Annotated in this window: 23 protein-coding genes; 11 read left to right on the forward strand and 12 right to left on the reverse strand. The window is 75.0% G+C overall.

All coding sequences use genetic code 11. The features are described from left to right. Positions 1-154 precede the first annotated feature (154 nt). Positions 155-1,795 (forward strand): methyl-accepting chemotaxis protein, encoded by a 1,641-nt coding sequence (locus GCU56_RS14010; protein ID WP_163482357.1) that lies wholly within the window; start codon positions 155-157, stop codon positions 1,793-1,795. Positions 1,796-1,884: 89 nt separating this feature from the next. Here GCU56_RS14010 and GCU56_RS14015 read toward each other — a convergent pair whose 3' ends face one another. Together GCU56_RS14015 and GCU56_RS14020 are read right to left on the reverse strand one after the other, a co-directional pair. Next, positions 1,885-2,025 carry a hypothetical protein gene (locus GCU56_RS14015; RefSeq protein ID WP_163482358.1) on the reverse strand — a complete coding sequence of 47 codons (141 nt, stop codon included), beginning with the start codon at positions 2,023-2,025 and terminating at the stop codon, positions 1,885-1,887. Positions 2,026-2,090: 65 nt separating this feature from the next. Then, positions 2,091-2,636, reverse strand: coding sequence for a bacterial proteasome activator family protein (locus GCU56_RS14020; RefSeq protein ID WP_163482359.1), 546 nt, complete (start codon positions 2,634-2,636; stop codon positions 2,091-2,093). Positions 2,637-2,734: 98 nt separating this feature from the next. Here GCU56_RS14020 and GCU56_RS14025 point away from each other — a divergent pair, with 98 nt between their 5' ends. From GCU56_RS14025 to GCU56_RS14040, 4 genes are all read left to right on the forward strand, one after another. Continuing rightward, positions 2,735-3,958 carry a cysteine desulfurase-like protein gene (locus GCU56_RS14025; protein ID WP_163482360.1) on the forward strand — a complete coding sequence of 408 codons (1,224 nt, stop codon included), beginning with the start codon at positions 2,735-2,737 and terminating at the stop codon, positions 3,956-3,958. Positions 3,959-4,165: 207 nt separating this feature from the next. Further along, complete coding sequence (locus GCU56_RS14030) at positions 4,166-4,612, forward strand: hypothetical protein (protein ID WP_163482361.1); 447 nt, start codon at positions 4,166-4,168, stop codon at positions 4,610-4,612. Continuing rightward, positions 4,609-5,133: a sigma-70 family RNA polymerase sigma factor gene (locus GCU56_RS14035; protein ID WP_163482362.1), complete on the forward strand. Its 525-nt coding sequence runs from the start codon at positions 4,609-4,611 to the stop codon at positions 5,131-5,133. Before GCU56_RS14030 ends, GCU56_RS14035 begins: the two co-directional genes overlap by 4 nt. Continuing rightward, entirely contained in the window at positions 5,130-5,765 is a 636-nt protein-coding gene (locus GCU56_RS14040; protein WP_163482363.1) for a zf-HC2 domain-containing protein, read from the forward strand. Before GCU56_RS14035 ends, GCU56_RS14040 begins: the two co-directional genes overlap by 4 nt. A 12-nt stretch (positions 5,766-5,777) precedes the next feature. Here GCU56_RS14040 and GCU56_RS14045 read toward each other — a convergent pair whose 3' ends face one another. Then, positions 5,778-6,770 carry an NAD(P)H-quinone oxidoreductase gene (locus GCU56_RS14045; RefSeq protein ID WP_163482364.1) on the reverse strand — a complete coding sequence of 331 codons (993 nt, stop codon included), beginning with the start codon at positions 6,768-6,770 and terminating at the stop codon, positions 5,778-5,780. Positions 6,771-6,869: 99 nt separating this feature from the next. Between GCU56_RS14045 and GCU56_RS14050 the strand changes: the two genes are divergently transcribed. After that, positions 6,870-7,493, forward strand: coding sequence for a hypothetical protein (locus GCU56_RS14050; RefSeq protein ID WP_163482365.1), 624 nt, complete (start codon positions 6,870-6,872; stop codon positions 7,491-7,493). A gap of 58 nt (positions 7,494-7,551) precedes the next feature. On the opposite strand, the gene GCU56_RS14055 is transcribed toward GCU56_RS14050, so the two are convergent. The 6 genes from GCU56_RS14055 to GCU56_RS24670 all read right to left on the reverse strand — a co-directional run bounded on the left by GCU56_RS14055 (position 7,552) and on the right by GCU56_RS24670 (position 13,488). Beyond that, positions 7,552-9,153 (reverse strand): AMP-binding protein, encoded by a 1,602-nt coding sequence (locus GCU56_RS14055; RefSeq protein ID WP_163482366.1) that lies wholly within the window; start codon positions 9,151-9,153, stop codon positions 7,552-7,554. Between the two features lie 88 nt (positions 9,154-9,241). After that, entirely contained in the window at positions 9,242-9,664 is a 423-nt protein-coding gene (locus tag GCU56_RS14060) for a PaaI family thioesterase (protein ID WP_163482367.1), read from the reverse strand. Between the two features lie 106 nt (positions 9,665-9,770). After that, complete coding sequence (locus tag GCU56_RS14065) at positions 9,771-10,151, reverse strand: VOC family protein (RefSeq protein ID WP_163482368.1); 381 nt, start codon at positions 10,149-10,151, stop codon at positions 9,771-9,773. Positions 10,152-10,314: 163 nt separating this feature from the next. Continuing rightward, positions 10,315-11,175: a dihydropteroate synthase gene (gene folP / locus GCU56_RS14070; protein WP_163482369.1), complete on the reverse strand. Its 861-nt coding sequence runs from the start codon at positions 11,173-11,175 to the stop codon at positions 10,315-10,317. 229 nt (positions 11,176-11,404) lie between these two features. Further along, the gene (locus tag GCU56_RS14075) at positions 11,405-12,661 is read right to left on the reverse strand and encodes a serine hydrolase domain-containing protein (RefSeq protein WP_345771841.1); all 1,257 of its coding nucleotides are present in this window, start codon (positions 12,659-12,661) and stop codon (positions 11,405-11,407) included. A gap of 263 nt (positions 12,662-12,924) precedes the next feature. Further along, the gene (locus GCU56_RS24670) at positions 12,925-13,488 is read right to left on the reverse strand and encodes an HU family DNA-binding protein (RefSeq protein ID WP_275585886.1); all 564 of its coding nucleotides are present in this window, start codon (positions 13,486-13,488) and stop codon (positions 12,925-12,927) included. Positions 13,489-13,501: 13 nt separating this feature from the next. Between GCU56_RS24670 and GCU56_RS14085 the strand changes: the two genes are divergently transcribed. Further along, positions 13,502-14,425: an aldo/keto reductase gene (locus tag GCU56_RS14085; RefSeq protein ID WP_163482371.1), complete on the forward strand. Its 924-nt coding sequence runs from the start codon at positions 13,502-13,504 to the stop codon at positions 14,423-14,425. 61 nt (positions 14,426-14,486) lie between these two features. Here GCU56_RS14085 and GCU56_RS14090 read toward each other — a convergent pair whose 3' ends face one another. Next, positions 14,487-15,581, reverse strand: a complete 1,095-nt coding sequence (locus GCU56_RS14090; protein ID WP_163482372.1) for an EAL domain-containing protein — start codon at positions 15,579-15,581, stop codon at positions 14,487-14,489. A 179-nt stretch (positions 15,582-15,760) separates the two neighbouring features. On the opposite strand from GCU56_RS14090, the gene GCU56_RS14095 reads away from it, so the two are divergent. Beyond that, positions 15,761-18,595 (forward strand): SpoIIE family protein phosphatase, encoded by a 2,835-nt coding sequence (locus tag GCU56_RS14095; protein ID WP_345771842.1) that lies wholly within the window; start codon positions 15,761-15,763, stop codon positions 18,593-18,595. Positions 18,596-18,599: 4 nt separating this feature from the next. On the opposite strand, the gene GCU56_RS14100 is transcribed toward GCU56_RS14095, so the two are convergent. Then, on the reverse strand, positions 18,600-19,826 hold the full coding sequence (locus GCU56_RS14100) for a saccharopine dehydrogenase NADP-binding domain-containing protein (protein ID WP_163482373.1): 1,227 nt from the start codon (positions 19,824-19,826) through the stop codon (positions 18,600-18,602). Between the two features lie 41 nt (positions 19,827-19,867). Then, positions 19,868-20,581: a TRIC cation channel family protein gene (locus GCU56_RS14105; RefSeq protein ID WP_163482374.1), complete on the reverse strand. Its 714-nt coding sequence runs from the start codon at positions 20,579-20,581 to the stop codon at positions 19,868-19,870. A 77-nt stretch (positions 20,582-20,658) separates the two neighbouring features. Here GCU56_RS14105 and GCU56_RS14110 point away from each other — a divergent pair, with 77 nt between their 5' ends. The 3 genes from GCU56_RS14110 to GCU56_RS14120 are packed head-to-tail and all read left to right on the forward strand — an operon-like array spanning position 20,659 to position 24,531. Further along, a complete protein-coding gene (locus GCU56_RS14110) occupies positions 20,659-22,629 on the forward strand; it encodes an ABC transporter substrate-binding protein (protein ID WP_163482375.1) in 1,971 nt (656 codons plus the stop codon). Continuing rightward, positions 22,626-23,567: an ABC transporter permease gene (locus GCU56_RS14115; RefSeq protein WP_163482506.1), complete on the forward strand. Its 942-nt coding sequence runs from the start codon at positions 22,626-22,628 to the stop codon at positions 23,565-23,567. Before GCU56_RS14110 ends, GCU56_RS14115 begins: the two co-directional genes overlap by 4 nt. A gap of 22 nt (positions 23,568-23,589) precedes the next feature. After that, positions 23,590-24,531: an ABC transporter permease gene (locus tag GCU56_RS14120; RefSeq protein WP_204332099.1), complete on the forward strand. Its 942-nt coding sequence runs from the start codon at positions 23,590-23,592 to the stop codon at positions 24,529-24,531. Positions 24,532-24,547 lie beyond the last annotated feature (16 nt).

Genomic DNA, 24,547 nt, shown 5'->3' on the forward strand with positions numbered 1-24,547 from the left:
CCGGCCGGCGCGCGCCGGGCGCCGGCCGCGGCGGGTGTGACAGGAGGGACGGCGGCGCGGTGATCCGGCTCAAGATCGACCGTGATCCGCCGAGAGTGCTGGCAGGACCGTCGAGGACCACGGTCCACCTCCCGCGCCCCGAAGGAGCACCGGCATGGACGCCGTCCGCCCGCCACAGACCCACCCCTCTCCTGCGGACGGGGGCTCACCGGGCGTGCTCGCCCGGGTGGGGCTGCGCGGCCGGCTGCTCGGCGCGATCCTGGTCGTGGCCCTGACCACCCTCACCGTCGGTCTCATCGGCGTGGACCGGATGGGCGTGCTCAGCGACAGCGCCGAGCGCGTGTACGCCGAGGGCACCGTGCCGCTCGAGGAGCTCAAGGAGCTGCAGGTCGGCTGGTGGACCCACGAGGCGTTCTCGGCCCGGTCCCTCATCGTCAGCGCCGGGCCCGAGGTGAACGCGATCGACCGGGGGTTCGCCGCGGACGCGCAGGAGGCGCTCGACGCGCAGGGTGCGGTCGTCGCGGGGCAGCCGCTGGCCGACGGCGTGGCCGAGCACTACAGCGCCTACCAGGACGCAGCGGCCGCCTACGTCGGGCTGCAGCTGGAGCTCCAGGGCCACCTCGCCGTCGGCGACGTCGCCGCCGCGGCGGCCACCATCGGCGAGCTGAAGCAGTTCGAGGGCCAGGCGGTCGAGGCGCTCAACGCGGCGGTCGCGACGCAGGCGGAGGTCGCCTCCTCCACGGCGGTGGCGGCGCAGGACGCCTACGCCACGGCGCGCACGCTCACCCTCGCCATCGTCGTCCTCGGTCTGCTGGTCTCCGTGGTGCTCGCCCTGCTGCTGGTCCGCTCGGTGACGCGGCCCGTGCAGCGGGTGCGCGAGGTGCTCGACGAGGTCGCCGCCGGTGACCTCCGGGTCCGGGTCGGCGAGATCGGCGGCGGGGAGGTCGGCGACGTGGCCCGCTCCCTCGACCACACGCTGGACACCATCGGGGACGTGCTGACGCTGGTGGGCGACTCGGCGCGGCGGCTGGACGGTGCCTCGCAGAAGCTGACGGCCGCCTCGGACGCGATCGCCGACAACGCGCGGACGGCGGCCGGCCAGGCCGGCGTCGTGGTCGCCTCGGCGGGCGAGGTCGCCTCGAGCGTGGACACGGTCGCGACCGGGTCGTCGCAGATGGAGACCGCGATCCGCGAGATCGCGCAGAACGCGACGGCGGCCGCGCGGGTGGCCGGTCAGGCGGTCGGCGTCGCGGAGAACACCACGCGGACGGTCGGCAAGCTCGGGGACTCCTCGCAGGAGATCGCCACGGTCGTGAAGCTGATCAACGGGATCGCCGAGCAGACGAACCTGCTGGCGCTGAACGCGACGATCGAGGCGGCGCGCGCGGGCGAGGCCGGCAAGGGGTTCGCGGTGGTCGCCTCCGAGGTCAAGGAGCTGGCGCAGGAGACGGCGCGGGCGACGGAGGACATCTCGCGGCGGGTCGAGGCGATCCAGGCCGACACCGCCGGCGCCGTGGAGGCGATCGGGCAGATCAGCTCCGTCATCGGCGAGATCAACGACTTCCAGGCCACGATTGCGGCGGCCGTGGAGGAGCAGACGGCCACCACGAACGAGATGAACCGGAACGTGGCCGAGGCCGCGGGCGGGTCCCGGGACATCGCGACGGCGATCACCGGACTCGCGGCGGGGACCGAGGAGACCAACGCGCGGGTGGCCGACGCGCAGCGGGCCGCGGCCGAGCTGGCGCGGATGAGCGGTGACCTGAGCGACGCCGTCCGCCGCTTCACCGTCTGAGGCAGAGCCCTCCTGCCCCCCGCTGGAGGAGGGCCTCAGCACGACGGCGCCGTCCCCGATCGGGGACGGCGCCGTCGTCGGTTCCCGGGTCAGGTGAGGACGTTGTAGGCGATCACCATGTTGGCGATCGCCACCACGACGGCGACGACACCGAGCACCAGCCCGGCGGTCGCCTGGCCGGTCCGGGTGCCGTTGCGCCGGGCGACCGCGCCCAGCGTGGTGCTGACCACGCCGAGCGCGAGCCCGACGATGGCCAGAGGACCGGTGTCGCTGCACCGCGTGACGAGCCGACCGGTCAGAGGTACTGACCACCCCCGGGCCGCAGATCGGGCTGCTGCGCCGGCTGGCCGCCCGGCAGCGCCCGGCGGCGCATCTCCTCCAGCTGGGCGCGGGCGGCCATCTGCTGGGCGAACAGCGCGGTCTGGATGCCGTGGAAGACACCCTCGAGCCAGCCGACCAGCTGGGCCTGGACGATCCTCAGCTCGGCGTCCGACGGGGTCTCGCCCTCGGCGAAGGGCAGCGTGATCCGCTCCAGCTCCTCCCGTAGCTCCGGCGCCAGGCCCTGCTCGAGCTCGCGGATCGACGAGGCGTGGATGTCGCGCAGCCGGTTCCGGCTGGCGTCGTCCAGCGGCGCGGCGCGGACCTCCTCCAGCAGCTGCTTGATCATCGTGCCGATGCGCATGACCTTCGCCGGCTGCTCGACCATGTCGGTGAGGCTCGTCGCGTCCCCGTCCTGGTCAGGCCCCTGCGGCGGCATGGGCATCGTGCCCATCGGCCGGCCGTCGGGGCCGACGACGACGACCTGCTGAGGGCGTTCACTGCCGTTTCCCGGTGCGGTCATGACCCCATCCTGCCCTCCGTCGAGCAGGCGTGGACGCGGGTGCCCGGTGCCGCCGACCCCGGTCCTCGCCCGCTCCCGCCGCGTCTAGGGTCGCGACCATGGGACCGGGGGAGGCACGGCTGGACGTCGCCCGCGTCCGCGGTCTGTTCCCCGGCCTCTCCGACGGCCTCGTGCACGCCGAGGGGACCGCCGGCGCGCTGCTGCCCGAGAGCGTCGTGCTGGCCGTGGCCTCGGCCATGCGGGTGCCGGTGGCCGACCGGGGCGGCGCGTTCCCGTCGTCGGCTCGCGCCGAGGGCATGGTGGCCGGCGCCCGAGCCGCCGTCGCCGACCTGGTGGGTGGGGTCGCCACCGGCGTCGTGTTCGGCCCCGACCCGACCGCGCTGACCTACACGATGGCCCGTGCCCTGGCCCGCACGTGGCGCCCGGGCGACGAGATCGTGGTCAGCCGGCTGGACCACGACGCGAACATCCGACCGTGGGTGCAGATGGCGGAGCGCTCGGGCGTGCTCGTCCGGTGGGCCGAGGTGGACATCGAGACCGGCGAGCTGCCGGACTGGCAGTACGACGAGCTGCTCACCCGCCGCACCCGGCTGGTCGCCGTCACCGCCGCGAGCAGCGCCATCGGCACTCGCCCCGACGTCGCCGCGATCGCCGCGCGGGCGCACGCCGTGGGCGCGCTGGTCTACGTCGACGGCGTGCACGCCGCGGCGCACGGCGTCCTGGACGCCGGGGCGCTGGGCGCGGACTTCCTGACCGTGGCGGCCGACCGGTGGTGCGGTCCGCGCGTGGGCGCCGTGGTCGCCGAGCCCGAGCTGCTCGGCGAGCTGGAGCCGGACAAGCTGCTGCCGGTCCCCGACCGTGTCCCGGACCGGTTCGAGGGCGGCACCGCGCCCTTCGAGCTGCTGGCCGGGGTGTCCGCGGCCGTCGAGCACCTCGCCGCGCTCAGCGACGAGGCGACCGGATCGCGATGGGACCGGTTGCGCACCTCCATGGCCGCGGTGGCCGCGTACGAGGGCGGCCTGTTCGAGTGGCTCGCCCAGGCGCTGCGCGCGATGCGGCACGTGCAGGTGCTCGGGTCGGCGGCCCGCAGCACGCCGACGCTGGCGTTCACCGTCGCCGGGATGCGACCCCGCCAGGTGGCCGCCGAGCTCTCCCGCCGTGGCATCTGCGCGTGGGACGGCGACTTCTACGCCCGGGAGCTCTTCGATGCCCTGGGGGTCAACGAGCAGGGCGGCGCCGTCCAGGTGGGGTTGATGCACTACAACACGGCGGAGGAGGTGGGGTACCTGATCGACTCGGTGGCGGCGCTGCGACCACGCTGAGCCGTGGCCCCGTCGCGGTGAACCGATCGTGGTCGCGGGCCGTGCTCCCGGGTGTCGGCCCCCGCCGCGGAGGCCGCCCGGCGGAGGAGGGCTCGTGCGCGGATCGCCCGTCCGGGCCGCGGGTGCCCTGCTGTTCGCCGGCAGTGGCCAGGACGTCGAGAGCGGCGCGTCGACCGCATGCTGACCGGCCGTCGAGGGGAGCGTGTCATGGACCGACGGCTGACCGTCCCGCCGTCCGTGCTGGTCGCCGGCCGGGTGGTCGGTGCCGGACTGCTCGCCACCACGGCCGTGATCCACCTCTACCTGTGGGACACCGGCTACCGCGCCATCCCCTGGATCGGACCGCTGTTCCTCGTCCAGGCGGCCACCGGGCTCCTGCTCTGCGTGGCGGTGCTGGCGGTGTCGCAGGGCTGGCTGTCCGAGGTGGCGCTGCTCGGCGTCCTGCTGCAGATCGGCACGCTGGTCGGGCTGCTCATGTCGGTCGAGGTCGGGCTGTTCGGCTTCCACGAGTCGCCGGTGGCCGCGCTGTTCGGGCCCAGCGTGGGAGCCGAGGTGGTCGGGACGCTCGTGCTGGCCGCGCTCGCCGCCGTCCGCCCGCGGGAGCAGCGACCGCGGCAGCCGGCGGCCACGCGGGAGGTGCGTGCGGGCAGATGAGCGCGCGCGGCGACGACACGGGGGAGCGGGACCTGCGTGCCCTCTACGACGCGCACGCGGCCGCCCTGCTGGGTTACGCGGTGCGGCTGTGCGCGGGCGACCGCGCGCGCGCCGAGGACGTCGTCCAGGAGACGCTGGTCCGTGCCTGGCGGCACCTCGACCAGCTCGACCCGGACGCCGCGCCGGTCCGTCCGTGGCTGTTCACCGTCGCCCACCGCGTGGCCATCGACGCCCACCGCGCCCGGCGGGCCCGCCCGCCGGAGGTGCCCGACACCGGGCTGGCCAGCGTGCCGGCCCTCGACGAGCTCAGCGTGGCGCTGGACCGGATCGTCGTCACCGACGCGCTGGGGTCGCTGTCGGCCGAGCACCGGGCCGTGATCGTGGAGACCTACTACCGGGGGCGCACCGTGGGCGAGGCCGCCGCCACTCTGGGCGTTCCCGTCGGCACGGTGAAGTCCCGCTGCTACTACGCGCTCCGGGCCCTCAAGCTGGCCCTGGCCGAACGGGGGGTGACGACGTGAGCTGCACCGCCGTGGTCCCCGACCTGGGCGCCTACGTGCTCGGGGCACTCGCGCCCGAGGACCGCCGTCGGGTGGCCGAGCACCTGCGGGGGTGCGCCGACTGCCGCGCCGAGGAGGCCGAGCTCGCGGCGCTGCCCGGCCTGCTCGCGCTGGTGGACCCCGCCGACCTCTCGACGCCGAGCATCGTGCCCTCTCCGGACCTGTTCGACCGGGTGTCCGCGGCCGCGGCCCGGCCGGCCCACCCGACCCGGTCGCGCCGGCGGCTGCTGCTGGTCGCCGCGGCGCTCGTCCTGCTCTTCGGCGGGGTGGCCGCCGGGGTGGCCACCTGGGCCGCTCGCGAGGACGGGACGACCGTGTCCGCCTCCGCGGGAGCGGCCGAGATCACGGTGACCACGTCGTCCGGGGGCGGCGGCACCGTCATCGACGTCGACGTCGCCGGGCTGGCGCCGTCCGGCGAGTGCCGGCTGGTGGCGGTCGACGGCGAGGGCCGGGAGCACGCCGCGGGGGAGTGGACGGTCGACGAGCGCGGCGGCGGCAGCTGGCGCGGCTGGGCCGACGTCGACGCCGACGCCGTCATCATGGTCGTGCTGCAGGACGGCGAGGGCACGCCGCTGGTCCGCGCACCGCTGTGACGACGGCTCCGCTCACCCGTCGGTGAGCAGCAGCACCTTGCCGACGTGCTCGCTGGCCTCGACCACACGGTGGGCCTCGGCCGCCCGGGACATCGGCAGCCGCCGGTCGACGATCGGCCGGACGACGCCGCGCTCGACGTCGGGCCACACCTCGTGCCGGACCGCGGCCACGATCTCGGCCTTGCCGCCGGGTCCGGTGGCCGGCCGGGCGCGCAGCGTGGTGGCGTGCACCGACGCCCGCTTGCGCATCAGCAGCCCGAGGTCGATCTCGGCCGTGGTCCCGCCCTGCATGCCGATGCAGACCAGCCGCCCACCGGTGCACAGCACGTCGAGGTTGCGGGACAGGTACTTCGCCCCCATGTTGTCGAGGACCACGTCGACGCCGGCGTCGTCGGTCTCCTCGAGCACGCGCTCGACGAAGTCCTCCTCGCGGTAGTTGATGCCGACCTCGGCGCCCAGCTCCCGGCAGACGTCGAGCTTGGCCGCGGTGCCGGCGGTGGTGAGCACCTGCGCTCCGGCCCGGGCGGCCAGCTGGATGGCCATCGTGCCGATGCCGCTGGAGCCGCCGTGCACCAGGAACGCGTCGCCGCGCCGGAGCCCGGCCAGCATGAACACGTTCGACCACACCGTGCAGACCACCTCCGGCAGCGCCGCCGCGGTGGCCAGCTCCACCCCGGCAGGGCGGGGCAGCAGCTGGCCCGTGGGGACGGCCACCCGCTCCGCGTACCCCCCGCCCGAGAGCAGCGCGCACACCTCGTCCCCGACCCCCCAGCCGGTCACGCCGTCCCCGACCTCGCTGACCACCCCGCTGCACTCGAGGCCCAGGATGTCGCTGGCACCCTTCGGCGGCGGGTAGTGACCGGCGCGCTGCAGGAGGTCCGCGCGGTTGACGGCGGTGGCCACCACGTCGACGACCACCTCGCCGGGCCGGCAGACGGGGTCGGGGACCTCGCCCCAGCCCAGCACCTCGGGTCCACCGGCTCCGCTGAGAGTCACCGCGCGCATGGCCCGACCCTAGGCAACCGGGCGGCCCGGTGCCCTCCACGTGCGCTGCGCAAGTGGGGCGCAAGTGCAGCCGAAGGACCTCCCGGCAGCGTCCTGGGCATGACGACGACGCTCCTCGCCCCGGTCCCCGACACGGCCCTGTCCCCGGTCCTGGCCGTGCGCCCGTCCCCGGCTCGCCGGCCGCCGGCAACGGGCTGCCCGATCGAGCGGCGGGCGCTGCGCGCCGGGGCCCGTGACCTGGCCGCCGCGCTGACCGGGATCGCCCTCGACGACCCGTGCTGCCGGCGACGCCAGCGGGCGGTGCTCGCCTCCTCGGCCACGGTCGTGCGGACGGCCGGGGCGGTCGCCCGCCGCACCGGGGACGGCGCGCTGGGGGCCGCGCGCGGAGCCGTCACCGCGGCCACCCCGGTGTTCGCCGCCGACGTGAGTGCCGGCGCCCCCGCGCTCGCCCTCGCCTGGACGGCGCTGGCCGACGCCCTCGACGGCGTCCCGGCCGGCGGCGGGCACGACCACCCATCCGGGGAGCTGCTCCGCTGCGAACACCGGTTCCGGACCGCCGTCGGGACGGCGCTGGTCGCCGTCCCGTGGTTCCTCGACGCCTGCAGCCCGCGGGAGCGGAGGGACCTGGTCCTGGCCGCCCCCCGCCGGCTGCGGCTGGCCCTGCGGCAGGGGGAGGACCGGTGGCTGGCCCGCCGCGACGCCGTGCGCGCAGCGGCGCACTGACCCCGTTCCGGGTGCTCCGGCCCTGACCCCGCCGGCGCCCGGAACGGTCCGGGTCAGGTCATCTCGCGGCCTTGAGCTCCTTGCGCAGGATCTTGCCGGCCGAGGACTTCGGCACCTGCTCGATGAACTCGACGAACCGGATCTTCTTGTGCGGCGCCACCTTGCCCGCCATGTACTCCATGACCGTCTCGGGCGTCAGGCTGGAGCCCGCGGCCCGGACGACGAAGGCCTTGGGCAGCTCCTCGCCGCTCTCCTCCTCCAGCACGCCGATGACCGCGGCGTCGGCGATCTCCGGGTGCCCGAGCAGCACGGCCTCGAGCTCGGCCGGGGCGACCTGGTAGCCCTTGTACTTGATCAGTTCCTTGACCCGGTCGACCACGGTGTAGTGCCCGTGCTCGTCGACGACCGCCACGTCGCCGGTGTGCAGCCAGCCCTCGCCGTCCAGGGTGTCGGCGGTGGCCTGGGGGTTGTTCAGGTAGCCCTTCATCACCTGCGGCCCGCGCACCCAGAGCTCGCCGCGCAGGCCGGCCGCGACGTCCTCGCCGGTCGCGGGGTCCACCAGCCGGCACTCGGTGTTGGGCAGCGCGTACCCGACCGACCCCTTCGGCACGTCCGCCGCGGCGCCGGGCGGCTCCTGGCCGGTGTCGGGCGTGCTGTGCGAGACCGGCGACAGCTCGGTCATGCCGTAGCCCTGCGCCACGGTGACGCCGGTGTCGGCGCCCTGGCGCAGCCGCTGCTGGCAGGCCAGCGCCAGCGACTCGTCCAGCGGGGCCGCGCCGGAGGTGATGGTCCGCAGCGAGGACAGGTCGAACTGGTCGACCAGGGGGTGCTTGGCCAGCGCGAGGACGATCGGGGGCGCCACGAAGGCCCGGGTGATCCGCTGGTCCTGGATGACCCGGAGGAAGTCCTCGAGGTCGAACCGGGGGAGGGTCACCACGGTGCCGCCGACGGCCAGGCCCTGGTTCATCAGCACGGTGAGGCCGTAGATGTGGAAGAACGGCAGGACGGCGATGATCCGCTCGTCGCCCTCGTGCACGTCCATGATGGGGCGCATCTGGACGACGTTGGCCACCAGGTTGCGGTGGGTGAGCATGACCCCCTTGGGCAGCCCGGTGGTGCCGCTGGAGTACGGCAGCGTGACGAGGTCCTGCGCCGGGTCGATGTCCACCTGCACCGACGGCGCGTCGGTGCTCAGCAGGTCCAGCAGCGAGGGGTGGCCCTCCGCGCCGTCCATGACCACGATCTCGTCGACCGGCGCCTGGTCGACGGCGGCCCGCACCCGGTCGAGGAACGGCGAGACGGTGATGAGCACCTTCGCGCCGGAGTCGCGCAGCTGGAAGGCGATCTCGTCGGGGGTGTACAGCGAGTTGATCGGAGACATCACGCAGCCGGCCGCGGCGATGCCGTGGAAGACCACCGGGTACCAGGGCGTGTTGGGGCAGAAGACGGCGACGACGTCGCCCTTGCGCAGGCCCCGGGCGTGCAGCGCGGCGGCGACCCGGTCCACGTAGGCGGCCAGCTGGCCGTGGGTGATGGTGTCGCCCTTGAGCCCGTCCACCAGCGCGGGCGCGTCCGGCCGGGTACCGCCGGCGGACAGGACGTGCGCGGGTACCGACACGTCGGGGATCTCGACGTCGGGATAGAGGCTGGGCAGCGCCACGGAGGAGCTCCTTACTCGTCGGTTGTGGCGCCAGTCTCACATCCGGGGGCGCCGCCCACCCAGGAGGGCCGCGGCGTCCCGGCCCGGGTCAGCGCGGCCAGAGGACCGACTGCGTGCAGCGGAACAACGCGAGCGTCCTGCCCGACTCGGCCTGCACGACGGCGTCCCACACCTGCGTGGTCCGCCCGGCGTGCGCGTTGGTGGCCACCGTGGTGATCCGCCCCTCCCGGACGGTGCCGAGGAAGTTGGTCTTCAGCTCGATGGTCGTGAAGCCCGACGACCCCTCGGGCAGGAGCGCCCGCGTGGCCAGCCCGCAGGAGGTGTCGGCCAGGCCGACCACGGTCGCGGCGTGCAGGTAGCCGTTGGGGGCCAGCAGCTCCGGCCGCACGGTCAGTTCCGCCTCCAGCCGACCGGGCTCGTGGGCGGTGATGCTCAGCCCGAGCAGGCCCGGCAGGGTGCCGGGGAGGAGGGCGTTGAGCTCGTCGGCGGTGTGGAACCCGGTGGCGGCCATGCCGCGCAACCTATCGACGCGCCGTCGTCCTGCCTGATCAGGTCACCTGGCGCCACCGGTCGTGAGGTCCGAGCCCGCCCGACCAGGGGACCTGGTCATCGGCGGATCAGCGGGCGGTCTCCCACAGCCCGACGACGTTGCCCTCGGGGTCGGTGAAGTAGGCGGCGAAGCCCATGTCGCCGACCGGTGTCCTCCCGACGACCGTGGAGCCGCCGAGGCCCCCGATCTTCTCGAGGGCCGTCTCGATGCTGTCCACGTCGACGACCAGGACCGGGCCGCTGGTGGCCGCCTGCGCGCGGGACAGCATGCCGCCGTTGATGAAGCCGGCCTCGCTCGGGCCGCTGTCGTCGCCGGGGCCGGTCATGACGATCGTGTAGCCCATCTCGGGCATCTCCATGGTCCGCCAGCCGAAGGCCTCCTCGTAGAAGCCCCGCGCCCGGTCCCCGTCGTCGAACGGGACCTCGAAGTGCACGACCCGACCGCTCATGACGCCACCTCCCGGCTGACCCTGGACCTGACGCGGGGCAGGCTAGTGCCGCGGCACCCTCCCGGGTACCGGCCGGAGCGCGCGAGGCGTGCGGGGCAGGGGTCAGGCCCCCCTCCCGGGTACCGCCCCGAGACTGCGAGGTGCGGGGAGGAGGGGTCCTTCGTCAGGCGAGGCCGCGGACGGTGCGCAGCGGCGGCCGGTCGCCCCGGATGGCGGCCACCATGTCCAGCGTCTGCCGGGTCGGTGCGACGTCGTGCGCGCGGAACACCGTCGCACCCAGCCACGCACTCACCGCGGTCGCCGCCAGCGTGCCGGTGAGCCGGTCGTCGAGGGGGACGTCGAGGGTCTCCCCGACGAAGTCCTTGTTCGACAGCGCCACGAGCACCGGCCAGCCGGTGCCGACGAGCTCGTCCAGGCGCCGGGTGGTCTCCAGCGAGTGGCGGGTGTTCTTGCCGAAGTCGTGCCCCGGGTCGACCAGCACCCGTTCCCGGTCGACACCGGCCGCGACGGCGGCCTCCGCCAGCGCCGTCGTCCGCCCGACCACGTCGGCGACCACGTCGTCGTAGGTGACCCGGTGCGGCCGGGTGCGCGGCGGCAGCCCGCCGGCGTGCGTGCAGACGATCCCGGCCCCGGCCTCGGCGGCCACGGCGGCCAGCTCGGGGTCGACCCCACCCCAGGCGTCGTTGACCACGTCGGCGCCGGCCGCGAGTGCCTCCCTCGCCACCTCGGCCCGCCAGGTGTCGATGGAGATGGGCAGCGTCGGGTGGGCGGTGCGGATGGCCGCGACCAGGCCGACGGTGCGGCGGATCTCCTCGGCGGCGTCGACGTCGTCACCCGGGGCGGCCTTGACCCCGCCGACGTCCACCATGTCCGCGCCCTCGGCCACCACCCGGTCGACCCGCTCGAGCGCCGCGGCCAGCTGGTAGGTGGCGCCGCGGTCGTAGAACGAGTCGGGGGTGCGGTTGACGATCGCCATGACGACGAACCGGCCGGCCGGCACGTCGAGGGCCCCCAGGCGCAGCAACCGGCCCCCCGTTCGGTCCGTGTGGTGGAGTCCCGCCAACGTAGAGGACCACGCAGCGGGAGGAACGGCGCGACGGCGGCGACGACGGTGGACGGGACCGACGGCGTGCGGGGTCCGGTCGGGGAGCGGCACGGCGACGGGCGGGAGGTCACCCGGGAGCGGGTGGACCTGGTCGCCGAGCCGGCCGGCGACGACCACGGTCTCCCGCCGCCACCTGTGCAGCCCCCTGTCAGGTGACGATCGCCTGGTTGACCAGCTGGCGCAGGAAGTTGCGGATCGGCAGCGTGCTCGACGGCAGCAGCTGGGTGTAGAAGCCGACGGTCACGTCCTCCACCGGGTCGACGTAGAAGGCCGTCGACGCAGCCCCGCCCCAACTGTAGTCGCCCGGGCTGGCCAGCACGCCGTAGCGCGCCGGGTCCAGGACCATCGAGAACCCGAGCCCGAAGCCGACCCCGCGCAGCGGCGTCTCGGCGAACAGCGGCCGGCCGAAGGTCTCCAGGTCCGCTCCACCGGGCAGGTGGTTGCGGGTCATGTGCGCGATGGTGCGCGGGCCCAGCAGCCGCCCGCCGTCGAAGGACCCGCCCCGACGGAGCAGCTCGATGAACCGCAGGTAGTCACCGGCGGTGGAGACGAGCCCGCCGCCGCCGGACAGGAACGCCGGCTTGCGGAGGGCTCCGGCGCCCATGGCGTCCAGCGGCGCGATCCCCGTCGCGGGCCCACCGGGCCGGCCCGGGACGGCCGTGTACAGCCGGGCCAGCGACTCGGGGTCGTCGCCGTCCCGGAGCCCGAACGCGGTGTCGGTCATGCCCAGCGGGGCGAAGATCCGCTGCTGGAAGAACTCGTCGAGGGGCTGGCCGGAGAGCACCTCGACCAGCCGGCCCAGGACGTCGGTGGACACGCCGTAGTTCCACTCGGAGCCTGGCTGGAACACCAGCGGCATCGCCGCCCACTGCCGGCAGACCTCGGCGGAGTCGGCGCCGGCGGGCGTGCTCCACTCGTGCCCGGCCGCCCGGTACATCGCGTCCACCGGATGGGTGTGGTGGAACCCGTAGGTCAGGCCGGAGGTGTGGGTGAGCAGGTGCCGCACGCGGATCGGCTCGGTCTGTGGGGCGGTCACCGGCTTCAGTGCCGACCCGGCCACGTAGACCCGGGTCTCGGCGAACTCGGGCAGCCACGTGGCGATGGGGTCGGACAGCTCGAAGGCACCCTCCTCGTACAGCATCATCGCCGCGACCGAGGTGATCGGCTTGGTCATCGAGTAGATCCGCCAGCGGGTGTCGGCCTCCACCGGGAGGCCCTCCTCGACGTTGCGCGCGCCGGCCCGGCCGACGTGCACCAGCCGTCCGTGCCGGGCCACCGTCACGAGGAAGCCGGGGAGCTGCCCGTCGTCCACCCAGCGGGCCAGCCGCCCGTCGATGCGCGCCAGCCGGGCCGCGTCGAGACCGACCTCGGCCGGGTCGGTGTCCACCTGGAGTGCCGTCGTCACGTGTCCTCCGTTCCGGACACCGCCCGCCGTCGGGCGGCGCCTGCCCCGCATCCTGACCCACGGCGCTGTGGGTCAGGCCACACGGGGGGCCGTCCGACGGCGGGCCGGCGGACCGGACCGGCACCTCGTCGGTGCCGCGACGGTCAGACCGGCACGTCGCTGTGCCGCGACGGTCAGACCGGCACGCCGCTGCGCCGCGACGGTCAGACCGGCACGTCGCTGTGCCGCGACGGTCAGACCGGCACGCCGCTGCGCCGCGACGGTCAGACAGGCACGTTGCTGGCGGCCTTCTTCAGGTTCGAGCCCGCGGTCACCTTGACGGTGTTGGCGGCGGGGATGTCGATCGACTCACCGGTCTGGGGGTTGCGACCGGTCCGCGCGGAGCGCTGGGTGCGCTCGACGGTCAGCAGGCCGGAGACGGCGACCTTCTCGCCACGGGTGATGGCGTCGACGAGCTCCTCCTGGAGCCCGGCGAGGACCGAGTCGACGGTGGCGGTGGGCACGTCGGCCCGCTTGGCGATGGCGGAGACGAGTTCGGCCTTGTTCACGGAGTTCCTCTCGCAGGGGGACGGGATCAGGCGGCCGGCCGCGGCAGATCCGCCGAGGCCGGGCCGGGAGGCACGGTGCCACGTGGGGCCGACAACCCGCCACCGCGGGGGGTCCGGCGCGCCCCGGGCGCCCCATCGGCATCGGCGGGGGCGTCTCCTCCGGACGGCGGCACCGGCCCTCCTGCAGGGGCCGGTCGCGAGCCCCGGACGGCGGGACCGGCCCTCCTGCAGGGGCCCGTCGCGAGCCTGCGAGCGACGGGGGGCAGGAGGCTCCTTCATCTAGCGTGAGTGCATGCCCCAGATCCCCGGTACCGACCTGGACGTCAGCGACCTCTGCCTGGGCGGCAACGTCTTCGGCTGGACGGCGGACGAGCCGACGTCCGCCGCCCTGCTGGACCGGTTCGTGGACGCGACCCCCAGCACGCTGTCCCCGTTCGTCGACACCGCGGAGATGTACGGCAACGGTCGCTCGGAGGAGATCCTGGGCAGCTGGATGACCGCGCGCGGCATGCGCGACCGGGTGGTCGTGGCCACCAAGGCCTCGCCGGGGCAGAAGGAGCACCCGCTGTCGGCCCCGGAGATCCGCGCGGCGGCCGAGCGCTCGCTGCGGAACCTGCAGACCGACCACATCGACCTCTACTACGCGCACTACGACGACGAGACGACGCCGCTCGAGGAGACCCTGCAGGCCTTCGACGAGCTGGTGCAGGCGGGCAAGGTCCGGCACGTCGCGGCGTCGAACTACTCGGCGAAGCGGCTGACCGAGGCGCTGGAGACCGCCGAGCGCCTGGGCACCGCCCGCTACGTCGCCCTGCAGCCGCACTACAACCTCATGGAGCGGCCGGCCTACGAGGACGAGCTGCGCGACGTCGTGGCGGAGCAGGGCCTGGGGATCCTGCCCTACTTCGCGCTGGCCAAGGGCTTCCTCACCGGCAAGTACCGCGCCGGCGAGCAGGTCGAGTCGCCGCGGGCCCGGGGTGCCTCGGTCTACGTCGGCGAGCGGGGCGACCGGGTGCTGGCCGCCCTCGCCGAGGTCGCCCGCGCGCACGGGGTGACCGGCGCGGCGGTCGCCCTGCGGTGGCTCGCCGACCAGCCGACCGTGGTGGCACCCATCGCCAGCGGCCGGTCGGTCGAGCAGCTGGCCGACCTGCTGCCGATGCTGGACCTCGTCCTCACCGACGAGCAGCGTCGCCTGCTCAGCGACGCGTCCGCCTGAGAGAGGACCCTCCTGCCCCCCGCCACTCGCACGCTCGCGGCGGGCCCCTGCAGGAAGGCCGTCAGCGGCAGGCCGCGGCGGTGACGAGGTCCTCGATCCGCAGCAGGCCGAGGACGGTGCCGGTCGCGTCGGTGCAGACGACGGGGTCGAAGCGCTGGGCCGGCGGTCGGGTGAGGGCGCGCTGCAGCGTCTCGGTGATGCCGGCGGTCGGGGGCACGCGCAGCGACACCGGCGCGGTGAACGCCGCCGCCGTCCGGGGGCAGGCGAGCAGGAGACCGACCGGCTCGCCCCGCTGCCCGAGGAGCACCGCCGGCGGGACGCCCGGCAGGGTCGAGCCCGCCTCGCACTGACGAGCCGGGCGCAGCAGGCCGGCCACGCTCCCGCTGACCCGGGCGCGGGCCACCTGGGCGTGCACCAGCCGGGTGACCTCCGGCGCCAGCGGCTGGAAGACCGGCGACGGCCGGCCGAGCAGCCACCCCCGGGCCAGCGGGATGCCGAGCCGCGCCAGGACCGCGAGTTGGCCGGGGGTCTCGACGCCCCGCGCCAGCAGCCGCGCGTCGATCCGGCCGGCGAACCCGCCGACCAGCTCGGCCAGCGCCAGCTGCACCGGGTCGGTGTCGACGTCGGTGACCAGCGCGCGGTCGAGCGTGACCAGCTCCGGCCGGATCGTGGCCATCTGCTGGAGGCCGGAGTGCCCCGAGCCGGCGCCGTCCAGCGCGACCAGGGCGCCCCGGGCACGCAGCGCCGCGGTCTGGCTGCGCACCGCGTCCAGGTCGGCGACGGGGATGTGCCCGGTCAGCTCGACGACCACCCGGTGCAGGCCGTCCGGTCCGTCCAGCGCCTCCCGCACCGGCCGGGTGCCGAGCAGGTGCGGGCTGACGCCGACAGTGAGGGAGGTGTCGTCCGGCAGCAGCGGGACGGCGTCGAGGGCCCGGGCGATCGCCAGCGCCTCGAGCTCGGCGGCCAGCCCGCACTCGGCGGCGGCGGCCAGCCACACGTCCGGGCCGGCGGTGCCGGGGAACCGGGACAGCGCCTGGTAGCCGACGACGCGGGCCGCGGCGAGGTCGACGATCGGCTGGAAGACCACCGACAGGTCGCCGGGGTCGGCGAGCAGCGGCCGGCAGTCGGGCAGGGCGCGCGTCCGGGTGACCGACATGCCCTCCCATCGGCCGCGGGACCGCGCTCCTCCACCGGCGCCGGCCACCGCCTCACCCCGCCGGGGGAACCGGGGGTGACGCGGGCGGAGACGATACGGCCGCGCCTGCGCGCGCGTGACAGCATGGTGCGTCCTCGCAGTCGCGCGGAGGGCATGCAGGGGATGGAGGGGGCAGGCGAGTGCTGTCCGCGTTCCCGTTGCCGGGCCCCGACGTCGTCGGCGACCCGCACCGCATCGCCGCCGCGCGCCGGCTGCTGGTCGAGGTGCCGGGGCCTGCGGCGTTCGACCGGCTCTCCGGCCTGGCCGCCCGGCTGCTGGGCACCGGCCACGCCAAGGTGACCCTCTTCACCGACCAGGACACGGTCGTCGGCGGGTACGGGCTGCCGCCGGGTGTCGTCGGCGGGCCGGCGCTGCTCACCGGGGCGCTGTCGGCCGTCACCGTCCGGCAGGGCAGCGCCCTGGTGGTCCAAGACGCCGCCGCGCAGCCGCACCTCGCCCACCTCCCGGCGGTCACGTCCGGGCAGGTGGCGGCCTATCTCGGGGCGCCGCTGGTGGCGGCGTCCGGGCACGTCGTCGGCGTCCTCGCCGTCTACGACCCCCGACCCCGCCCCTGGTCGGACGACGACGCCGCGCTGCTGGAACAGCTGGCCGCCTCCGTCATCGCCGAGCTCGAGCTGTCGGCCGCCCGCTCGGCGATCGGGGTCTCCCTCGCCCGGCTGGACGTGGCCCTCGAGGCCGCGTCGATCGGCATCTGGGAGCGCGACCTCCGCACCGGTGTCGTGCACTGGGACGAGCGCTGCGCGGCGATCTTCGGCATCGAGGGTGCGGTCGAGACCACGTCGGTCCAGGACCTGATGTCCGAGCGCATCCACCCCGACGACCGCGACGCCGTCACCGAGGCCATGCGGTCGGCGCTCTCGGGCACGGGGGAGTTCCTCGTCGAGGCCCGGGTGCTGCGCGTCGACGGCACGGTGCGCTGGACGGTGTCCCGCGGCCGCGTCGTCACCGACTCCGCCGGCAGCCCGAGGCGCGTGCTGGGCACCGCCGTCGACGTCACCGCCGCCCGTGAGCAGGCCGAGCGCCGCATGTCGGCGGTGCAGCGCGCAGCGGCGATCGCCGAGGTCGCGGCGCAGCTGGCCAACGCGACCCGCATCACCCAGCTCGCCGAGATCGCGCTGCGCGGCGCCGCGGTGCTCGGCGCGGAGTCGATCGGTCTGGCCGTGTTCGACCCCGGCGGTGGCCCGCTGCGGCTGCACCTCACCCGGCGGATCGTCGACGCGGTGGCCAGCGAGGCCGACGTCCAGTTGCCGCCCGAGGGGATCCCGCTCGAGCAGGACGACGAGCTGCCCACCCAGTACGTCGCCCGGCACGGGGAACGGCTGCTGTTCGCCGACGCGGCCGCGGCCGAGGCCCGCTTCCCCCGGATGGCCGAGATCAACGCGGTGCTGGGCACCCGGGCCGTCGCCGCGCTGCCGCTGCGGGTGGAGGGCCGGCCGCTCGGCAGCTTCATCGTCGTCTGGGCCACCGACCACGCGTTCACCGAGAGCGACGTCGAACTGCTGGAGGGGCTGACCGCGCAGATCGCCCTGACCGCGTCCCGGCTGCAGGCGGACCTGGTCCGCGCCGACGCCGTCGCGGCCATGACCGAGGCGAACGGCCGGCTGCAGCTCCTGGCCGACGCCGGGCGGGTGCTGTCGGGCAGCCTGGACATCGCCCAGCAGGTCGGACAGCTGGCCGACCTCGTCGTCCCCACCCTCGCGGACTGGTGCTGGCTGGTGGTGACCGACGAGCAGGGCCGGTTGCACGAGCTGGCGTCCGCACACCGCGACCCGGGGCTGCGCGCCGAGCTCGAGCTGTACGTGCACTCGATGGTCGCGGTGATGACCGAGCACGCCGCCGCCCAGGTGGTCACCCGCACCGGCCGGCCCCTGGTGCTCCCGGAGATCGACCGCGAGCGGGTCGAGCGGGCTCTCCCGGAGGACGCCACCCGCCAGCTGCTGGCCCGGCTGGGGCTGGCCTCGGGCACGATCGTGCCGCTGGTCGCGCGGGGGCAGACCCTGGGTGCCCTGGGCCTGTTCAACGCCGCGGACCGCGGCTCGCACACCCAGGCCGAGATCGACACGGCGCTGGAGGTCGGCCGGCGGGCGGGGCTGGCGCTGCACCACGCGCGGCTCTACGGGCAGCAGCGGGCGTTGGCCGACGCGCTCCAGCACAGCATGCTCACCGCGCCGCCCGAGCCCGACCACTGCGAGATCGTCGTCCGCTACGTCCCGGCGGCGGCCGGCGCCGAGATCGGCGGCGACTGGTACGACGCGTTCCTGGAGGCCGGTGGCGCGACGGTGCTGGCCATCGGCGACGTCGTCGGCCACGACAGCCGGGCCGCGGCGGCGATGGGGCAGGTCCGCGGGCTGCTGCGGGGCATCAGCTACTCCAGCGGTGCGCCGCCGGCGGAGGTGCTCACCCAGCTGGACCGCGCGATCCGCGGGCTCGCCCTGGACACCATGGCCACCGCGCTGGTCGCCCGGATCGAGCAGGACGACGCGGACCTGCGGCTGGACCAGGCCCGCCTGCGGTGGTCCAGTGCCGGCCACCCGCCGCCGATCGTCGTCGCCCCGGACGGCGTGGTCACCGTGCTGGAGCCGCTGCCCGCCGACCTGCTGCTCGGGGTGCAGCCCTCGACGGCACGCACCGACCGGGTGGTCGTCCTGCCTGCGGGCAGCACCCTGTTCCTCTACACGGACGGGCTGGTCGAGCGGCGCGACCGCGACCTCGACACCGGTACGGCCCAGCTCGCCGCGGTGCTGGGGGAGTCCGCCGGGCTGACCCTCGACGAGCTCTGCGACCGGGTGCTCGAGCAGCTGTTCCTGCCCGACGCCGAGGACGACGTCGCGCTGCTCGCCGTCCGGCTGTCCGCCCACTCGGAGCCGCGCCCGGCCGAGGCCGGGTCGCAGCTGGTCCCGCCGGGGATCGAGCCGGCGCCGCCGGTGCAGCCGGTGGCCGGCACCGACCGCTGAGCTCTCAGCCGGGGGTCACCTCGTAGCGGTGCCCGGCGGCGCGCAGCCGCTGCACCAGCACGTCGCCGAGTGCCGTCGCGGGGGTCAGCGAGCCGGCGCGGGCGGGCAGCCGCTCGCCGTCCAGCGCGAGGGCCAGTGCCGTCTCGCCCAGCATGACCGCGGTCGCGGCGTAACCCGGATCGCCCTGACCGGCCGCGGTGGCGCGGTAGTCGCGGCCGTCCTCCGTCGTCGCGTGCACGTCCATGCGGAACCATCCGTCGCGGCGGACGGACTCGCTCGGACCGGTGCCCGGGGCCGGCAGGACCCGGTCGAGCAGCGCGCGCGTGGGCGGCAGGCCCATGGCCGCCAGCGCCGCGGCCAGCCCGCCGGTGACGGCCGCCGCGGTGGCCGCGCCCAGCGGTCCGCGCCCGCAGCCGAGCGTCTCGCCGTAGCTCATCGACCGGCCGTACCCCCAGCCCTGCAGGGCGTTGCTGCGCCGCACGATCCGGGTGTTGAACGGCGCCATCACGAACGGGGCGGTCCACCGGCCGTCCGGGGTGCGCGCGGGCGGACCGGCGTCCCGCGGCTGCCGGACCGCCGGCTCGGCGTCCCTGTCCGGGCTGAGCGCGTAGGGGTCGGCCGTCAGCCGGCGGGCGGCCGGGTCGCTGCGCACGGCCGCGATCTGCGCGCGGAGCGAGTCGATCGTGCCCCCGCTGAACCCGCCGCGGAGGGCGGCGACGAGACGGACCTCGCGCAGCCCGCCGGCACCCTCGGCCGCCGCCCGGTCCGCGAGCAGCAGCGTGCTGAGGTCGGACGGGACCGAGTCGTAGCCGCAGGCGTGCACGATCCGCGCCCCGGTGTCGCGGGCCACGGCGTCGGTGCGGTCGATCGCCGCCCGGACGAAGAGGACCTCGCCGGTGAGGTCGGCGTAGTGCGTGCCGGCCCGCGCGCAGGCCTCGACGACCGGGAGGCCGTGGCGGAGGTAGGGGCCGACCGTGGTGGCCAGCGCCCGGGTCGCGCCGGCCAGCGCGGCCAGCGACGCCGGGTCGGTGGAGTCGGCGACGAGGACGTCCCACTCCCGGCCGGCGGGCGGCAGGCCGGCCCGCACCTGCTCGAGCCGGTCGCGGTCGCGGCCGGCGAGCGCGATCCGCGTGCCGGCCGGTGCGTGCCGCGCCAGGTGGCCGGCGAGCAGCCGGCCGACGAAGCCGGTGGCGCCGAAGACGATGAGGTCGTACCGGCGGGTGTCGGGCACCGGGCCATCCTCGCCCGGACCGTGCGCCCCCCGCGCGGCGGTCAGGCCCGGCGGCGCCACCGCGTTCCCCGGCTGCCGCGCACCCGGCCCAGCCGGCTGCGGGCGCGCTGGGGCAGGTCGACGGCGACCGGTGCCTCCCACCCGCGCCAGACCGACAGCACCCGCAGGGCGGCGACCAGGCCGATGACCAGGGCGGCCACCGGGATCGGGTCCACGCCGAGCGGGCCCGCGAGGACCGTGAGGGCGGTGGCGCCGATCAGTGCTGCGACGGCGTTGTAGGGCCCGGGCTGGACGATGTCGGCCCGCTGGGCGAGCAGCACGTCGCGGATCACCGCGCCGCCGACGGCGGTGAGCGTGCCGATGAAGACGACCGACGCGCTCGGCAGGGCGGCCAGCTGCGCCTTCTGTGCGCCGATGACGGTGAACAACCCCAGGGTCAGCGCGTCGAGGACGACGAGCAGCCCGGTCAGCCGGGACAGCCACCCGGAGAAGAAGAAGGTGACCCCCGCGGTGATGGCGACCGCGGGCAGGTAGGCGGGATTGGTGAGCGCGACCGGTGGGCCCTGCGCCAGCAGGACGTCGCGGATCAGCCCGCCGCCGAGGCCTCCGCTGACCGCCAGCAGCAGGACGCCGGACACCGCGAAGCCCTCCCGGGCGGCGAGCAGGCCCCCGGTGAGTGCGCCCACGACGATGGCCGCGAGGTCGACCGGCGCCGGCACGCGCAGCGTCTCGGCCACCGCCGCGAGGAGTTCCACGGCCGCGCATTCTCCCCTGGGCGCCGGGACGTCGTCCTCGCTGGCTTGCCGTCGACGGTCCGCTGAGCGGGCGCACGGTGGCGGTCAAGGACGACGTCGCGGTGGTCGGCGTCCCGATGATGAACGGCTCGGCCACGGTCGAGGGCTTCGTCCCCGCCCGGGACGCGACCGTGGTCACCCGGCTGCTGGCGCCCGAGGTGCGCCGGCAGTACGACGCCGCCCTGGGTCTGCCGGTCGGGACGATGCTGGTCGGGCGCCGCTCCGAGGACACCACCTGCCTCCGGGTCGCCCACGCCTTCGAGGAGCTCTCCGGCGGTTTCCCGCGCCCCGCCGGCCCGCTGACCTCCCGGCACGTCCGCGGTCCGCACGGTGGGGATCCGCGGACGTGCCCGGTCGCGGGCTGCGTTACCGGCCGGTCTCGAAGCGGCAACGATCACCGTCCCGACCTGCGGGGAACGGGCGACCGGGCCAGGGTCGGGTGCAGGACGCAACAGCCGAGCCCGCCGGAGGTCCCCGTGCGCAGAACCCGACTCCTGCCCCTGGCCGCGGCGGCGGCCCTCCTGCTCACCGCCTGTGGCGGCGGCGGCGAGAGCGTCGACACCGGTGGCGGCGGGGGCGGCGGGGGCGAGGGCGGGACCCTGGTCGCGGCCGTCGCGGCCCAGCCCGACCAGTTCGATCCGCACGTGACGACGGCCTACCCGAGCTTCCAGGTGCTCGAGAACGTCTACGACACCCTGGTCGTCCCCAGCGCCGAGGACCTCACCTTCGAGCCCAGCCTGGCGACCGAGTGGGAGACCAGCGAGGACGCCCTGACCTGGACGTTCACCCTCCGCGAGGACGTCACCTTCCACGACGGCAGCGAGTTCGACTCCGCCGACGTCGTGTACTCCTACAACCGGATCATCGACGAGGAGCTGTCCAACTCCTTCCGGTTCGCCAACGTGGAGTCGGTGGCGGCCGACGGCCCGCAGACGGTCGTCATCACGCTCAGCCAGCCGACGCCGAACCTGCTCGAGCGCATCGGCTCCTTCAAGGGCATGGCGATCCTGCCGGAGAACGCCGCCGAGGACATCGACCTCACCACCGAGGCCAACGGCACCGGGCCCTTCCAGCTGGAGAGCTCGGACTCCAGCAGCACCGTCCTCACCGCCTTCGAGGACTACTGGGGTGGGGCGCCGAGCGTCGGCGGGGTCGAGTTCCGCTACATCACCGAGCCGGCCGCGGCCCTGACCGCGCTGCAGAACGGCGAGGTGCAGTGGACCGACAACGTCCCGCCGCAGCAGATCGAGTCGCTGGAGGGGGACGACTCGGTCGAGCTCCAGACCACCCCGAGCGTGGACTACTGGTACATGTCCATGAACTACGCGCGGGCGCCGTTCGACAACCGGGACGTGCGGCGGGCCATCTCCTTCGCCATCGACCGCGAGGCGGTGGCCGAGGCGGCGTGGTTCGGTGCGGCGCAGGCCAACCAGACCGCGATCCCCGAGGACAGCTTCTTCTACCACGACTACGCGCCGTTCCAGCCCGACCCGGACCAGGCCCGTCAGCTGCTGCAGCAGGCCGGCGTCCAGACACCACTGACCATGGGCCTGATGGTCACCGACGAGTTCCCCGAGACGGTCACGGCCGCCCAGGTGATCGCCAGCCAGCTGGAGCCGATCGGGATCGACGTCGAGATCGAGACCCTGGACTTCGCCACGTGGCTGGACCGGCAGGGCCAGGGTGACTACGACGCCTTCTACCTCGGCTGGCTCGGCAACCTCGACCCCGCGGCCTACTACCAGGAGCAGCACCAGACCGGCGGGCCGAACAACTACCAGGGCTACAGCAACCCGCAGGTCGACCAGCTGCTCCAGCAGGGCGCCACGGAGACCGACGACGCCGCCCGCAAGGCCGCCTACGACCAGGCGGCGGAGATCATCGTGGACGACGTCTCCTACCTGTACCTGTACAACCCGGACGTCGTGCAGGCCTGGGCGCCCGGGCTGTCGGGCTACCAGATCCGCGCGGACAAGGCGATCAACTTCGAGTCGGTGGAGCTGCCCTGAGCGGCTACCTCCTCCGCCGGGTCGGCCAGTCGCTCGTCGTCCTGGCGGGGGTGAGCGTGATCGTCTTCGCCCTGGTCCAGCTGGTCCCGGGCGACCCGATCCGGCTGGCCCTGGGCACCCGGTTCGACCAGGAGACCTACGACGCGCTCCTCGCGCGGTCCGGCCTGGACCAGCCACTGGTCCAGCAGTACTTCTCGTGGGCCGGCCGGGCCCTCACCGGGGACCTCGGGGTCAGCTTCCGCAGCGGTGAGACGGTGACCTCGCAGATCGCCGAGCGGCTGCCGGCCACGCTGACGCTGGCGGTCGCCTCGATCCTGGTGGCCCTGGTGATCGCCATCCCCCTGGGCACGCTGTCGGCGCTGCGGCCCCGCTCCGTCGTGGACCGCGTCGCCACCGTGCTGAGCCAGATCGGCATCTCGGTGCCGGAGTTCTGGATGGCGATCGTGCTGATCCTGGTCTTCGCCGGGACGCTGGGCTGGCTGCCCTCGGGCGGGTACGTCCCGCTCACGGACGACCCGGTCGGCTGGCTGCGGCGGCTGGTCATGCCCGCGGTCGTCACGGGGGTGGTGTCGGGCTCGGTCATCACCCGCTTCGTCCGGTCCAGCGTCCTCGAAGCCCTCGGCGCCGACCACGTGCGGACGGCGCAGGCGAAGGGGCTCACCAGCCGGCAGGTCTTCACCTGGCACGTCCTCCGCAACGCGTTGCTGCCGCTGGTCACCATCACCGGCGTGCAGTTGGCCTACCTGCTCTCCGGCGTCGTCGTGGTGGAGATCGTGTTCTCCTGGCCGGGACTCGGGCAGTTGGCGCTGCAGGCGGTCCAGGCCCGCGACTACCCGGTGCTGCAGGGGGCGATCCTGCTGTTCGCCGTCGTCTTCCTGGTCATCAACCTGGTGGTGGACCTGCTCTACACCGCCATCGACCCACGGATCCGCCGATGACCCACAGCCGGGTGCCGCTGCGATGACCGGCGCGCCCCTCCCCGAGCCGGCGCCGTCCCCGACGGCGACGGACGCCGGCGTCCCCTCGACGCAGCGCGCGGCCCGCCCCCGCTGGCGCGAGACGCTGGGCCTGCTGGCCCGCAACCCCACCGCCGCGGCGGCCGGGCTCGTCCTGCTGGCGATCGTGCTGATCGCCGTCTTCGACGAGACCCTCGCGCCCAGCGGCCCCAACGAGATCTCGGTCGAGGACCGGCTGCAGGCACCGAGCCTGGCGCACCCCTTCGGCACCGACGACCTCGGCCGGGACATCCTCAGCCGGGTCGTCCTCGGGGCGGGGGTCTCGCTGCGGGTCGGCTTCCTCGCGGTCGCGTTCGCGCTGGTCGTCGGCAGCCTCATCGGTCTGCTGGCCGGCTTCTACGGCCGGTGGGTGGACGACGTCCTCATGCGGTTCATGGACGTCCTGTTCGCCTTCCCCGCGGTGCTGCTGGCCATCGCGGTGCTCGCCGTGCGGGGCCCCGGCGCCGGGAACACGGCGCTGGCGATCGGCGTCGTGTACGTCCCGGTCTTCGCCCGGGTGACCCGCGCGAGCGTGCTGGGCGTCCGGGAGGAGGTGTACGTGCGGGCCTCGCGGTCGGTCGGCGCCTCGGACTTCCGGCTGCTCACCCGGCACGTGCTGCCCAACGCCGCACCGCCGATCATCGTGCAGACCTCGATCAGCCTGGCGTTCGCCGTCCTGGCCGAGGCCGCGCTGTCGTTCCTCGGTCTGGGCACCCAGCCGCCCAACCCCTCGTGGGGGCTGATGCTCGCCGAGGGGCGCGGGTTCATCGACATCGCCTGGTGGCTGGCCTTCTTCCCCGGCATCGCCATCTTCCTCACGGTGCTGTGCTTCAACCTGCTCGGTGACGGCCTCCGCGACGTCCTCGACCCGCGGCAGCGCACGCTGATGGCCGGAGGCGGCCGGTGAGCGGGCCGGCGTCCTC

Origin of the sequence: Geodermatophilus sabuli (assembly GCF_010686765.1) — a bacterium.
GTDB classification, from domain to species: Bacteria; Actinomycetota; Actinomycetes; order Mycobacteriales; family Geodermatophilaceae; genus Geodermatophilus; species Geodermatophilus sabuli_A.

Excerpts from the sequence above, each read along its gene's own strand:
- GCU56_RS14010 (WP_163482357.1), top strand. The coding sequence starts at position 155 with ATGGACGCCGTCCGCCCGCCACAGACCCACCCCTCTCCTGCGGACGGG.
- GCU56_RS14020 (WP_163482359.1), bottom strand. The coding sequence starts at position 2,636 with ATGACCGCACCGGGAAACGGCAGTGAACGCCCTCAGCAGGTCGTCGTC.
- GCU56_RS14025 (WP_163482360.1), top strand. The coding sequence starts at position 2,735 with ATGGGACCGGGGGAGGCACGGCTGGACGTCGCCCGCGTCCGCGGTCTG.
- GCU56_RS14030 (WP_163482361.1), top strand. The coding sequence starts at position 4,166 with ATGGACCGACGGCTGACCGTCCCGCCGTCCGTGCTGGTCGCCGGCCGG.
- GCU56_RS14035 (WP_163482362.1), top strand. The coding sequence starts at position 4,609 with ATGAGCGCGCGCGGCGACGACACGGGGGAGCGGGACCTGCGTGCCCTC.
- GCU56_RS14045 (WP_163482364.1), bottom strand. The coding sequence starts at position 6,770 with ATGCGCGCGGTGACTCTCAGCGGAGCCGGTGGACCCGAGGTGCTGGGC.
- GCU56_RS14050 (WP_163482365.1), top strand. The coding sequence starts at position 6,870 with ATGACGACGACGCTCCTCGCCCCGGTCCCCGACACGGCCCTGTCCCCG.
- GCU56_RS14060 (WP_163482367.1), bottom strand. The coding sequence starts at position 9,664 with ATGGCCGCCACCGGGTTCCACACCGCCGACGAGCTCAACGCCCTCCTC.
- GCU56_RS14065 (WP_163482368.1), bottom strand. The coding sequence starts at position 10,151 with ATGAGCGGTCGGGTCGTGCACTTCGAGGTCCCGTTCGACGACGGGGAC.
- GCU56_RS24670 (WP_275585886.1), bottom strand. The coding sequence starts at position 13,488 with ATGAAGGAGCCTCCTGCCCCCCGTCGCTCGCAGGCTCGCGACGGGCCC.
- GCU56_RS14085 (WP_163482371.1), top strand. The coding sequence starts at position 13,502 with ATGCCCCAGATCCCCGGTACCGACCTGGACGTCAGCGACCTCTGCCTG.
- GCU56_RS14090 (WP_163482372.1), bottom strand. The coding sequence starts at position 15,581 with ATGTCGGTCACCCGGACGCGCGCCCTGCCCGACTGCCGGCCGCTGCTC.
- GCU56_RS14120 (WP_204332099.1), top strand. The coding sequence starts at position 23,590 with ATGACCGGCGCGCCCCTCCCCGAGCCGGCGCCGTCCCCGACGGCGACG.